10 protein-coding genes are annotated in these 14102 nt (G+C 38.7%); 2 read left to right on the top strand and 8 right to left on the bottom strand.

Annotated elements, in window-relative coordinates; all coding sequences use genetic code 11:
• Window positions 1-40: 40 nt before the first annotated feature.
• The 3 genes from R4Z09_RS28680 to R4Z09_RS28690 are packed head-to-tail and all read right to left on the bottom strand — an operon-like array spanning window position 41 to window position 3041.
• Entirely contained in the window at window positions 41-1132 is a 1092-nt protein-coding gene (locus tag R4Z09_RS28680; RefSeq protein ID WP_338450066.1) for an endospore germination permease, read from the bottom strand.
• A 19-nt stretch (window positions 1133-1151) separates the two neighbouring features.
• Window positions 1152-1382 carry a hypothetical protein gene (locus tag R4Z09_RS28685; RefSeq protein ID WP_338450067.1) on the bottom strand — a complete coding sequence of 77 codons (231 nt, stop codon included), beginning with the start codon at window positions 1380-1382 and terminating at the stop codon, window positions 1152-1154.
• Window positions 1383-1442: 60 nt separating this feature from the next.
• Window positions 1443-3041 carry a spore germination protein gene (locus tag R4Z09_RS28690; RefSeq protein WP_338450068.1) on the bottom strand — a complete coding sequence of 533 codons (1599 nt, stop codon included), beginning with the start codon at window positions 3039-3041 and terminating at the stop codon, window positions 1443-1445.
• A gap of 182 nt (window positions 3042-3223) precedes the next feature.
• Between R4Z09_RS28690 and R4Z09_RS28695 the strand changes: the two genes are divergently transcribed.
• Complete coding sequence (locus tag R4Z09_RS28695) at window positions 3224-4426, top strand: Ger(x)C family spore germination protein (RefSeq protein ID WP_338450069.1); 1203 nt, start codon at window positions 3224-3226, stop codon at window positions 4424-4426.
• 107 nt (window positions 4427-4533) lie between these two features.
• Complete coding sequence (locus tag R4Z09_RS28700) at window positions 4534-4773, top strand: hypothetical protein (protein ID WP_338450070.1); 240 nt, start codon at window positions 4534-4536, stop codon at window positions 4771-4773.
• Between the two features lie 345 nt (window positions 4774-5118).
• Here R4Z09_RS28700 and R4Z09_RS28705 read toward each other — a convergent pair whose 3' ends face one another.
• The 5 genes from R4Z09_RS28705 to R4Z09_RS28730 all read right to left on the bottom strand — a co-directional run bounded on the left by R4Z09_RS28705 (window position 5119) and on the right by R4Z09_RS28730 (window position 13792).
• Window positions 5119-6573, bottom strand: coding sequence for a gluconate:H+ symporter (locus R4Z09_RS28705; protein WP_338450071.1), 1455 nt, complete (start codon window positions 6571-6573; stop codon window positions 5119-5121).
• A 639-nt stretch (window positions 6574-7212) separates the two neighbouring features.
• Window positions 7213-8436, bottom strand: coding sequence for a type III PLP-dependent enzyme (locus R4Z09_RS28715; protein WP_338450072.1), 1224 nt, complete (start codon window positions 8434-8436; stop codon window positions 7213-7215).
• A gap of 26 nt (window positions 8437-8462) precedes the next feature.
• A complete protein-coding gene (locus tag R4Z09_RS28720; protein WP_338450073.1) occupies window positions 8463-9686 on the bottom strand; it encodes an MFS transporter in 1224 nt (407 codons plus the stop codon).
• 6 nt (window positions 9687-9692) lie between these two features.
• The gene (locus R4Z09_RS28725; protein WP_338450074.1) at window positions 9693-11795 is read right to left on the bottom strand and encodes an IucA/IucC family protein; all 2103 of its coding nucleotides are present in this window, start codon (window positions 11793-11795) and stop codon (window positions 9693-9695) included.
• Complete coding sequence (locus R4Z09_RS28730; protein WP_338450075.1) at window positions 11795-13792, bottom strand: IucA/IucC family protein; 1998 nt, start codon at window positions 13790-13792, stop codon at window positions 11795-11797. Before R4Z09_RS28730 ends, R4Z09_RS28725 begins: the two co-directional genes overlap by 1 nt.
• Window positions 13793-14102: the final 310 nt, after the last annotated feature.

Consider the following 14102-nt stretch of genomic DNA (forward strand, 5'->3'; position numbering starts at 1 on the left):
TTGTTCTTTATCAATCCAAATGAAAACTGTCCCCTTGTCCCTATTTAGTTTTAGTACGGACATAGCCAACAATTAATATAAGCAGTGGCAGAAATCCTCCAGCAATGTTACTAAGAATTAACATCCCCTGTATATCCCATTGCTGCTGTTCAATTACATTCGGAAACATCATGGAAGCAAATGCAGTTAAGATCATCCCCATTGGTAAAACAATGGGACGATAACTTTTTAGGTTCAAAATTTGTCCAAGTCCCGAACAACATGCATAAAAGTATAGAATCAACTTAAAATAAACGGCTATAAACCACATGGTCGCTACAATGACTTCTATTCGTTTCACAAATTCACCAACATTAATTTTTTGGGCTAATAAATAACTCGGGAAACGAAGTCTTGCAGTGAGTTCCTCTCCTAAAACTAAGATAGCTAATATCGTGGTAATAAAAGTGATAATTCCTCCTATTATTAGACCTATATAAAAGGATCTTTGCGCTTCCTGGGGATTGCTTACACTTGCTGGAAAGATCATTAATATATAAACAGCAGTAAATGTAGAAACACTTACTAGTATTAGAGTAGGAAATAGCAATGGCTTTAAGCCAGATTCCAAAACGGGTTGTATATTTTGAAACTTGATTTCAGGTATCACAAACAGCAGGACCAAAAAAAGGAAAATAAAGATTATCCAAAATATTTCGGCTGCACGTGAAAATGTTTCCAAACCGATGCGGACAGCCATTACCAAAAGAAGGGCTGTCATGATATGGAGGACTTCTATTGGTGTTTCTGGCATGAGATTAATCCGAAAGAAAGTACCTGAATTGTATAGAAGTTCTGCAGAAGCAATAAATGCGACCAAAACCATAAAAACTGTAAGTAATTTCCCAAGCCACTTTCCAAATACTTTTTCATTAATTTGTGCAATATTCATATTTGGGAAAAGCTGAGCAATCTTGCTAAACATCCATATAACGGTTAGCCCTATGCCTATACTAATAATCACGACTAACCAAGCATCCTGCCTTGCATATTTTGCTAAAATGGATGGATACACAAGTATACTAGTTCCAATAGTAAAAAAGGTTACTAATATTCTAAATTGATGAGCTGAAATTTTTTCATTTTCAAGCATCGGCTTTTTCCCTCACTGATTATGTTAAAAGTTCATACATATAGTTACTTAAAGGCTGTAAAATCGTATTAATTCCTTTTAATGGGTTAGGAAGTGGTATATGAAAACTACATGCAATAGATAAACCAACGCCAATCAATAGAAGAACAGTAAATACCCATAGTTCTTTTTTTAACTTATTTCTTTTTAGATGAGGGACATCGATCGCAATAATAATCAAAGCTGCAGCTATTACTACTATTGACATCATGTGAAAACTCCTCTCATACCGTACCGACATTAAATCCTGATATTTTACAACAAGTCCGTTTTAATTATTTCCTTGGTCTGGTTTCGGAATATCTGAATCCTCTCTTTTTATATTCCTTTGACTAATTAAACGCTGACGTGTGGATAGAGCCCACCTTGGAAAAAGAACTAATGCATCCTTTTGATCTTCTTTAATATAAGGAGCAAATGGTACCATATAAGGTACACCAAACGATCTCAAACTGCATAAATGAAGGATGACTGCAGTAACCCCAAATGTTATTCCAAAAAAGCCAAATGAAGCAGCTAATCCCATGAATGGAAAACGGAGCATTCGAATGGAAATGGATAAATTATAAGAACTAACAATAAAACTTGAAATCGCGGTAATGGATACAACAATAACCATCCCCGCTGAAACGATTCCTGCTTCTACTGCCGCGGATCCTATGACTAGAGTTCCAACAATTGAAACCGCCTGACCAATAGCCTTTGGCAATCTCAAACCTGACTCACGTAAAATCTCAAATGTAACCTCCATCATAAGAGCTTCTACAAATGCTGGAAACGGAACGCCTTCACGCTGTGCTGCTAGGCTAATTAATAATGGAGTTGGCAGCATCTCCTGATGAAATGTCGTAATCGCAATATAGACGGATGGTCCTAACATTGCGATTAACAAACCGATAAATCTTAAGATTCGTAATAATGTTGTAATATCGGCACGACTATAATAATCATCTGGAGCATGAAGAAATTGGACAAATACAGCTGGAACGATCAATACAGACGGGGTTCCATCAACAAGAATGGCGATCTTGCCTTCTAAAAGGTTCGATGCGATAACATCTGGGCGTTCAGAATGATAGATGGTTGGAAAAGGAGTATATGTAGTATCTTGGATGAGCTCTTCAATATATAAAGAATCCAGGATACTATCAATGCTAATCCGATCCAAACGGCTCCTTACTTCTTCTATTACTTCCTCATTGGCAATCCCTTTTATATACATTAAAGACACATTAGTCTTAGTTTGTTCTCCAATTTTTCTTGATTCTAGCCAAAGATTAGGATTATTTATTTTTCGGCGAATTAAGGCAGTATTTACACGAATATTTTCCGTTAAGGCTTCCCTTGGCCCCGTTATCGAATTTTCGGTAGATGGTTCTGTTACACTTCGTTCTTTCCCTCCCTTCATGCTAATGGCCAATCCGACGGAATATCCATTGATCAAGAGAATGACATTTCCTGAAAAAAGTGATTCATAAAGTAATTGGTAATCAGAAATATCTTTTATATCTGCAACTGTCAGGGTTGTTTCTTTTATATTTAGAACAAGATCCTCCATACTTTTAGTGTTAAAACCTGCCTGTGGAAAATCTTTCATTAATGATTCTAGGATGAATTCTTGATTAGAAATAGTATCGACGAGCCCATCGGTAAAAATAATGCTGGCTTTTATTGAATTTTCTCTTCCGATACGGAACTCACGGATAATGATGTCTTCACTGGATCCAACTGTTTCTTTTATTTTTTGAAGGTTTTCCTTTAAATGATTACTTAATTTACCAGTGCCATTTTGATTTCGTGAAGTATTTTTTGGTTTAAGATGTTTATTCTTTATATCATTACTTCTTATTGATTTTTTGAAAAAAACCACAGATGATCCCCGCTTTTTTAAACCTTATTTTTTTCAAACTTTATTCCTAATATACTCGTAAAAAGGTTATTCTTAAAACGAATTCAGCTTTTGACCATCTCCTCTTGTATAAGAAGAATATTTTGGATTTCATTCGCTTAGGCTATCCATGTAAGCCCATTTTGAATTAGAGGAGTTCGCGAATGAAACGTAAAATCCTTATTTTTTGTATTTATCTATCGATATTGTCGATTACTACGGGATGTTGGGCTCGAAAAGAGTTAAATGAGCTAGCAATTGCTGTTGCAATGGGTATTGACAAAGTGGATGAGCAATATCTGATAACTGTACAAATTGTAAATCCAGCTGAGATTGCTTCTAATAAAGGGGCGGGGAGAAGCACCCCTGTCATTGTCTTTCAAGAAAAAGGGGATACCATATTTGAAACATTGAGAAAAATGACAACGAACGCTCCCAGGAAAGTATACTTAGCTCACCTTAGAATGGTAATCTTTGGAGAAGAGTTAGCAAAAGAAGGAATTAGGAAAACACTAGATTTCTTTTCTAGAGATCATGAATTTAGACCGGACTTTAATATTGTAGTAGCAAAGGATTCAAGAGCAGAGGATATTTTGAAAGTACTGACCTCTTTAGAGGCTATTCCAGCTAACAAATTATATAATACCCTTAAAACCTCAGAGAAAGTTTGGGCTCCATCAATGTCCGTTACATTTGATACACTTGATTCAAAGCTTTCAAGTGAAGGAGCTAATCCGATTTTAACTAGTGTTTTCAAAACGAGTGATAAGCAGTCTGGCGGGGCCAAACAAAATATAGAGAATACAGATCCTCCTGTTAGACTCAAATACAATGGATTGGCTGTTTTTAAGGATGAAAAATTAATAGGCTGGTTAAGTGAAGATGAAAGTAAAGGGGTGAATTATGCACTTGGAGAAGTGAAAAATACAATTGTTACATTTTCTTGTCCACAAGAAGGAAAAGTATCATTAGAAGTGTTAAGAACAAAGGCCGATTTAAATACAAGTATGATAAACGGAGGTCCAATGGGATCTATAAAGCTAAACGTAGAGGCAAATGTAGCTGATGTGGAATGTGCTGGTTTAGACTTAAATAAAGTAAGCACGATTTATGATCTCGAAAAAAGAGCTGAAAAAGATATTAAAGGTCTAGTTATTTCGTCTATAGAAGCTGCCCAAAAAAAATATCAAACAGATATTTTCGGTTTCGGTGATACTTTACATCGTTCTGATCCTGAATCTTGGAAGAAATTAAAAAAAGATTGGAATCAAAGGTTTGCAAATATACCAGTCACAGTAGATGTTCAAATGAAAATTCATCATACCGGTACAATTAGAAATTACAGCACTCAAGATACAGAGGAATAAGGATAACCGATTTCGGAAAAAATTGTGGAATGACTCCATTGGGTGTTATAATAAAAAGTGAAACCAAAAGGTGTTACAATTTTTAATTTCTTTAGGAGGCAAAAGCTATGGACCAGCAAGGACAAGAAATGTTTTTAAATTTTATTTTAGAAAGAGTTCAAGAGGGCAAAGAAGGTGAGGCAAAAGAAATCCTAACAGAAAACTTCAAGAAACTAACTGAAGGCACTTTTTCACAAGAAGATATTCAAGTGTTTCTCCCTAAGATGATTAGTCTATTAAAACCAGATAAACTAGAGGAAGTTGCAGGAGTAGTGAAGCAATTTTCTGGAGAGTTTGGAATTAAATAAGGTCTACCAATCTAAACATATGTTTTCCAAGTGATTTCAGACCCTACCCGCAGCAGTATGTTAAAACTTCTTGCTTAAAGGGAAATAGCTTAAATGGCTGAATATTTTCCAATAAGCCGTATAGCTGTAAATAAGCATTACATATTCTATCTGACTCCGTTCTTGTAAAAAGGCGACGCGAAACCCATTATATACTTAAAGAGGTAGAAAGCGTTTCGTTATAAGAGAACCAAAATTGTGATATTCACAATCTTGGTTCTCTTTGTTTTTTAGTCCTTTTTTCAATATTTATTCTACAAATTCCGACAAATTGCGGGTGTTTTCGGGTGGTCCCAGTGACGGAAACTAAGCAGTAATATCCTCCATCTGCTTCTTCTTATTTCTTGTCCCTTCAAGCATATGAATCACTACCGCAGCAATTAGGATAGCTGCAATAATTACACCAGCTAGTATGATACTAGTATCCAATAAGAGGACGAGAATAATTCCGACAATGGATGCGACGGATGAAAGAATTGTATAAGTCGCAAATGTTTCTTTCATTGTTAAGCCAAAAAATTCTTTTACCATCCAGAAGCCCGGATCATTTACGTGTGAGGCAAATGCTGTTCCCGCTCCAGTTGCAAGAGCAACAAGTGCTAAGTTGGCGTCAGGATATGCTTCAAGCATTGGAAGTACTAATCCTGCAGTTGATAAGGCTGCAACCGTTCCTGAACCTAAACAAATACGGAAAATGACAGCAATCATCCACGAAAGTAGAACGGGAGAAATAGAAACATCAGTAAACAGACTTGCAATATACTCCCCAACTCCGCCATCGATAATAACTTGTTTGAATGCGCCGCCACCACCAGTGATTAAGATTAGCAATCCAATCGCATTGATGGATGCTCCAGCAGAAGCCGTTAAGTCTTTCATAGGAATTTTTCTAGCAATTCCCATTGTATACATAGCTAATAATAGTGAGATTAACAAAGCTACTGGAGCGTTTCCGACAAAACGAATGATTACTATTAAAAGATTATCGGCAAACCCCAATTGTTTTTGGAAAATATCTAAAAAGGCTGCAGCAAACATCAATAGGATTGGAAATACCGCTGTTAAAACACTGATACCGAATCCAGGTGTTTCTTCTAATTTCCATGGTTTATGATCTCCAATTGCATCCGCATTGCCTGTTTTTTCAAAAGCACTGGGGATCCACTTTTTGTTGATCTTCGGGAACCAAACTCCTGCAACTACAATAGTTGGTATAGCAATAACGATTCCATAAACTAATACCATGGCGAGGTCTGCTCCATACTCCTGAGTAACGGCAGTAATTCCTGGATGCGGCGGCAAGAAGCTGTGTGCGACAACTAAAGCACCTGCCATTGTAAGTCCAAAGTGTGTAATAGAAATCTTTAGTTCCTTGGAGATCATATAAATGATTGGTACTAATAGAATAAAGGCAACATCCCAGAATAAAGCAATTCCTACAATAAAGGAGGAAACAGCAATCGCCCATTGAACATTCCTTTTTCCAAATTTATCAATCAATGTCATTGAAATACGATAGGCTCCTCCTGCATCAGCGATCAAACGACCAATCATCGCTCCGAAGCCTAAGATTAACGCAATATGACCTAAAGTACCACCTAATCCAGCTTCAACTGAAGCGACAATCTCTCCAAGCGGCATCCCTAATGCTAGCGCTACAATAAACGATACAATAATTAATGAAATGAAAGCGTTTAATTTTAAGCCAGTGATTAAAACAATTAATAGAATAACTCCAAGTGCAACCATTAATAATGGCATTTTTATTGTCCCCCTTTTATTTTAATCTTTAAGTCTCAATTTTGCCAATTGCCCCCTCAGCCCTAAAAATATTCAGAAAATCTATTGGTATTTTGACATTTATAAATTTTCGGAATGTTTTTATTATAATAACAATCAATTTTAATATCTAATAGAATATATTTTATAAAAAAACATTTTTTCCAAAATATGTTTAATAGTTGTAAGTCGGGAACACCGGGACGATTCTTACCTTTCCCTTAATTTCCTCTAGTAAAGAACATTTAGGATTACTGTTTGAACCGGTAGTTTTACTTCACACAAAATCATCTTAAAAAATGCAAAATTATTTTTGATCGATCACTTTGAGTGGGAGAATCGCCTATTCAGCTAGAGTGTGAATACAAACAAACTATCAGAATACCAGGTAATGGAGTAGGAACGATTGATTTAATAATTGGGAAAGTTGTCATGGTTCATATTAAAGATGAATTTATTAGCCTTGAAGGAAAAAAGAGCTAACATTCCTCTTATCGAGTGATGATATAATAAAAACCACCCGTGAGGACGGATGGTTTTTTCTACAGATACGCGGGGAAGTTTCTAGCGTTTCACTAAAAACATTAGAACCGCCCCCGTGCTTCATTTTCCTCCTAATCTTCAAATCTCAACAAATTTCGGGGCGTCACTGTGACCAATAGAATCAGATTCTACGTAAAGATGCTCAGGATGAGGGTGGCTGAGAAAATCATGATGAGATATAGCCCAGCCGTAGGCCCCGGCATAACTAAAAAGAAGAATATCTCCCACTCTGACACGTGAAACGAATTGATCTCTAGCAAGGATATCGTTAGGAGTACACAGTTCCCCTGCTACAGTAATTTCAGACTCGTTTACTTCAGGCCGCATAAAGGGGTATGACCATTTTTCTATGGGTACAATGGTAAAAGGATGACTCTGTTTCCATGCAGCCGGAAGTCTTAAGTGATGACTTCCCCCGCGAAGGACACAAAAGTAACGGCCATGATTTTGTTTGATATCTAGTACTTCTGCTGCATAGTAGCCGCATGAAGAAGTGATATAACGGCCGCATTCAAACAATGTCTGCCAATTGGCATCCTTGTGCTTTTCTAGTACTCTATGTAACGATTTCATGAAGTCATCCCAATCAAACTGCTCGTCTATATTTTGATAGTTAATTCCAATACCTCCGCCTACATTTACATAGGAGATATCGATATCCCACTCCTTTCCCCATCTTTTCGCCAGTTCATAGCAATGGTCTACAAATGCTGCATGGGCCTTTGAGTCACCATTATTAGACATTGCATGAAAATGGAAACCGAGGAGTTTTACATTAGGTAATTTTTTTGCTAACGCAATCGCCTGTGGCACTTCAACTTCATCAATTCCAAATTGTGTCGGTACACCCGCCATTTTCAATTGTGCATTTGGAACCGAGTGACGCAGATTCACTCGCAGCAAAATAGATACGGTTGTCCCTTTTTGACTGGCAATGTGATTGACTAGCTGTAATTCATGTAAACTCTCGACATGGAGCAATGTAACTCCGTAATGAATGGCCCCTTCAATCTCCTCCTGTGTTTTCCCCGGCCCGCCGAACAGTATGGGGATTTTTTGATCCACAGCTCTGACTTTCTCGATCTCCCCTAATGACGCTACTTCAAATCCATGGACAATCGGAGCTAAGGTTTTCATAAGAGTTTCATCCGAGTTTGCTTTAATGGCATAAAATAAACGACAACTTGAAGGCAGAGTTGTCACTAATTGGTTTACATGTTGGCGCAGTTTCGGTAAATCATATATATAAGCACAAAAAGGTTTCTCTCGCTCCATCCTAAGAGCTTGTACGATTTTTTCCATTGTTATATACTCCCTCTATCATTTCATTATAAATTCATTATTTGCCGTCTTGTTAAAACGATGACGAATGTTATAACAATACAGCCTATACCCATGACGCCCCCTGCCCAAAGAGGTCCAGTCCAAGTGGCAATAGCCCCAATGAGTATTGCTCCTAAAGGGATAAATCCTCGATCCATTAAAGCAATACTTAAAATTCTCCCACGCAGAGTATCGGGGACATTCATCTGTAACGTAATCCGGCTTAATGTTCGGTAGGTTTGACTTGTTAATCCAACAAGAAACATAGCTGCCCCTGCTATGAACAAATTTTCGCTTCCGATAAATAAAAGCAAAGAAAACCCAAAACCGAAAATAGAATAAATTAGCCATTTTCCCGCGCTCTTGATTTCTCTGCCTAGTGAAAGCCAGGTTGTACCGACGATAGCACCGACCGATGAAACCGATAAAAGCAATCCAAATCCTTCTGGTCCAAGGTTTAAAAGATCTCGAGAAAATAATGGCAGCATGGTGGTATAAGGAAATCCAAATACCATCGGCACAATTGCTAAAATGAGTAATGATTGAACAGAAGGCTGCCGTTTCACATAATCTGCTGCCTCACGAAGAGTGGCTTGTTCACCCTTCTTTTGGCCGGAAGATGTATAGGAATCCGTCCGAATCATAAGTAATGAGAGTAGTACAGCTAACGTACCCCATGCATTGATATAAAATAATTGGGCAATATCCATCATGGAAATCAATACTCCTGCAAGTGCAGGTCCAATAATCCGTGAGAGGTTAATGACCATTGTATTAATAGCAATAGCACTTGCCATAGAGTTTGGCGATACTAGATTGGGGATGAATGCATTCCGAATCGGCGGGTCCATAGCTGCCAGCATCGATCGCAGTGTAACGATGAATGCAAAAAGCCAAAAAGACTGTCCTGCCTCGACAAGAGAGCCAAGGCAAAACGTTAGTAACATCATTCCGACTTGAAGCCAAATTAATAGTTTTCGTCTATCGTACCGGTCAGCCAGGATGCCTGCCGGTATACTTAGTAAAAAAGTAGGGACCAAACGGCATGCATTTATGATCCCTAAATGAAGCGGAGAGTTTGTGAATTGTAATACCGCCCAATTTAAGGCGACTAAATCCATCCAATCCCCTACCCGTGTCACCAAGCTTCCAGACATAAACATTCTAAATGTCCTTGATCGAAGAGCAAAGCTTGATGACGTTTGTAACTGAGCATCTACTTGTGCCATGAATCCTTAATCTTCCTTCCGGTTAAATTCATAAAGCGGATTAGGGACGGCGGCGTAGGAGTAGTCTTTCCCTTCAGGCTCTAAACGCATTTTAGTCAGTGCCTTGTGATCGACTTCAGCTTGATACAATGCTTTCCTGTCCATTCGAACACTTTCTGCATATTGCGGTAAAGACTCTAGCTGACCAAAGACTTTTTCACAAATCCGGTAAATCTCCTGCCACAACTCGCCTTCCCCTAATCCAATGTGTTTGCATACCTGCAGAACAAGCTCACCGCAGTGATTCTGAAAGACTGTATAAAATACCTTATTATGCATTTCCTTTAGATGCTCCGTCACAGTAACGGAGCCAGGGTAGAACTGCACTTGAACTTGATGCTGCTGGAGCCTGTTTCGATATATTCTAGCTCCTCCCCAATCGCGAAACAGCATACGAACAGGACGCCCCTCTTTAAATACCATTACACTGTTTTGCAGGTGACCTTCTAAACCAATTCCGTACTTTACCATAAGGGTAAGAAAGCCTGGAAGGGCAATCGAAACATATTCTGAGAAAAACTGAAAGGCTGCCTTGCGTAAGGATGTTTCCTTCCTTTTTTTAGCGTAGCTTTCCATTAATTCGATCAGGATCGGCTTTTCCGTTATAGGTGATTCGGCAAAAAGCGAGCTTCCAACAATTGCAACTTCATCCAACACTGTAAATGTTTCTACATTTTCACGTATCACAGCCGATAGATTTCTGCTTTTTAACGGATCATTTTCGAAACATTTCTCTGTTTCTTTCATTTTAAAATTATATCCTGCACACTCACACACAGGTACAAACGTTTCAGCCAGGTCTTGTTCCTGCTGCATGACGGAACGAATGAGCCGAGTAAAAACGGCAGCGTTGTTTGTCGTATTTGCAGATATAGAGCGGACAGTGGAAGTCATCTGACTGTTGACCGCTACTTTGATGGCATATTTTGGTTTCTCTCCATTCATAAGTGGTACCACTGTTCGAAACGAAGAGGTTGCCCCGCTTGGCACCACAAAACCGCGTACAGGTACAACAACCTGTTCCTGGATTTCTTGTTGATAGATCTCTGGAATCGCCTTTTCCAGCTGCCAAGAATGCACTGGGACAAATACATAATCGTTTATCGTAAGTCCATATTCTGAAAACTCTTGCTCAGCAGCCTCTGGTAAACGGGGATATTCTTTAAAAAGAAAAACATTTGCATCCTGCTGCTTTTCCTCTATTACACCCCACTCCGCATAATCCTTCCGTATTCCAACAAACTTAATATCCGTTACCCCATCAAATTCCGGCGCATAACGGAATACAGCCTCTGCTTCCATTCCTATTTTTGTTTTGGTACCCGGGTGAAGATTATGTCCTTCGATGGATAGCTGTTCAAAAAATAAACTTGAATCAAACTCACGATTTTGTTTCTTTTTTAATAAGACCCAATCAATCGTCGTTGAAATCCCCTGTTCTTTTGCTTGCTGCTGAAGCTCTTTTTTCTTCAGGTCCCAATAGGCATAGGAAAGCGCCAAATTAGCACTGCCGTTTATTACCTCCTGAGCCAGCTTCGACCAAGAACTTTGCTCGTTGTCAGCTTCTTCTTTGCAGCGCATGAGTGCAAGAAACTCAGCAGCGTGTTCAATCGTTTTTACTCCCGCTTGAGAAATATGTAAAATAACCCCATCGATTTCGACACGATTAAAGGCATAGGTTCGGCTTACAGGAATGACTAGACATTCCCTCTTTGAAAGTGGATACAGCTTATACACCTTTCCACTTTTTAATTCGTAATTATGAAGGACACCAATCATCGTTTGCCAGTATTCATCAATAGCCGGAACATTCAGGGCATGGATAGAACCAATCACATATAAATCATGCGAATTCGAAGTAAGTCCCATAATATCTTCCCGCAGCATGGAACCAGCAAGACGGCGTAAAATTCCTTGCCGTCCTTTTTCTAGAGATGACAGATAGGGAGAAACCAATTGAGGTTCGTTACTCTTAAGAAAATTCAGAACCTTCACTTCGTCGTTAAACAACCCTCCCTGATTAAATGGACTTTGTTCTTTTTTAAGAAGTTGTGTTGTGCCTGTACTCATTACAGAATCTCTCCTTCCCATACCGCCATCGGATTTGGAACTTTTGCATACGGATAAACGGTCACATCTCCCCGAAGTCTCATCGTTGTCAGAGCCTTTAATTCGATCAAAGGCTGAAATAAGGCTTGTTCATCTGCTGCAGCCTGTTTGGCTATAGCGGGATCCTTCTTTAGTTCTGTAAAAACGTTTTTACACACTGTAACAACCTCCTTCCAAAGCTTCTTCTCATCGATTCCTAGATTTCGAACGATGCATGTAATCAATTCAGCAAAATGGTTTTGCATGACAGAATACGAAATAATATTTCGCAGTTGTTCTACCTTTTCCGTTACAATAGAGGAACCGGGGTAAAATTCTGCTTGAAATCCTTCCTTTTTTAGTCGCCGTGGTAAAATCCGTATTCCTCCGAAATCTCTTAAAAGAATACGTACAGGCTCTCCATGACGAAATACCGAAACGCTATTTTGCATATGGCCCTCTAAACTAATTCCATACCGTACCATTAAAGTTAAAAATCCAGGCAAGGACATTCGCGCATATTTATAGATAAATAAAGAGGCCGCCTCTCTTAAATCTGAAACATGAAGACTTTTTGCTAATTCTTCTATCAGTTCAATGGCAATCGCCTTCCCACTAATCGGTGATTCCGCTAAAAGCGAAGCAGCCGCCATTGGGATTTCTCCTTCATTTTTCACATGATTCTCTGGGTTCTCTCGTAAAATAGAGGCCAAGTTCGCTTGTAGTGTCCAACGCTCATCCTCCGTCATATCTTGACACAGTGGCTGAAAATAACTGCCTGCTCGTTCTTGAAGCACAACAAAACTTCCGCCAAAATGATTTTCTTTCTCTTGAATGTCACTTAGTATCTTCGAAAGAATGGGCCCATTCTCCACTGAGTTAGGTGACACAGTCCGTATCGCACTGGTGGTCTGTACATTGACCGCTGTTTTAATATGATGCTTTTTCTGACCTTTGCTTTGAATAGGAGCTAACGAACGAAATGAAACCAATGACTGTGTTGGAATACGAAAGTCCGAAATCAATATGACTTTCTTTTGTTCGATCTCCTTCTTGTACAGGGTATTTAACGTATGATCAAACTGCCAAGGATGAACAGGAATCAGTTCATACTCTTCAGCTTGAAGCCCTTTTTCGTGTAAGTGTTTCTCTATGGCTGATTGTAAGCCGTCATACTCTTGGTACAACAAAGTTGTGATCGTTTGGGCATCAATTGAAATCGTTTGGCAATAGTCTTTAGAGACGGCTGCAAGAGCCACTTGTGGTGCTGCTCCCCATTCTGGAGAATACTGAATCACTTCCCCCGTATCAATTCCAAACTTTGTCTTCGCTCCGGGGTGCAGCGGATGGCCATCAACGACCCATTGTTCATAAAAGACTAGAGGACTAAAATGCTCATTGTCCTTTCTTTTTTTAACTACCCATTCTAAAGAGGTCTCTATTTGATCTAATTTTGCCTTAGTGATTAACTCCTCTTTTCTCCTAGCTGCACCTGTCAACGCTAAAGCTAGATTAGCCACCCCATTTTGGATTTCTAGTTTAAATCGTTGAAACTGCTTTTCCGCGGCCTCCTCTATCAATCCTTCCTGCCTGATTAACTCTAGAAGTTCTACAGGATGAAACAAAATAGAAGTGGTATCAGCGGTACAAATTTCTATATCTCCTTCAATATCAAATCGTCCAAGCGAGTGTCTCTTTTTGACGTTAGCCTTCAGTTCTTTCCCACTGGGTAGCTTGACGCAAATCGTGGTACTTACTCCTTCCAGCCACGCAACACTCTCTTCGTTGATAATCCTTTCTCGGATAAGTGCCTGAATGAGACGTTGAAAAATCCCCCTTCTCCCTGCCTGACGATTCAGAAGGTAATCCGCTTCCAATTCAGGGTGTTCATTTTTGATGTAGGCTAACGTTTTTGCTTCTTCCTCATCCAAAAACTCATTTTGTGCCATTCTCCCATTTTCAGTATGTATAACACCCATTTCATCTCTCCCTATCTGTATATTACATATTTTTACAACGATGATAATGATAATCTTTATCATTTGTATTTTCTGATTACTATATTAAATGATAATGATTATCATCGTCAATTAATCTTTGGTCCTATAATTCCTTCATATCTAACTGTTTTCTATTTTTAGTAGATATTATGACCTATTATTTCATCTTCTGTTAGTTTAGTCTCAAATTCACTTTAATTATAAAAAGAACGTGAAATATTTTGTGTAACAAGATTTTTCGGGGAGTCACAGTGACCAGGTCCGAATTCCTAAAAAATACATTACATTT

It is taken from the genome of Niallia oryzisoli (genome assembly GCF_036670025.1).
In the GTDB taxonomy this organism is placed as follows: Bacteria; Bacillota; Bacilli; order Bacillales; family Cytobacillaceae; genus Bacillus_BD; species Bacillus_BD oryzisoli.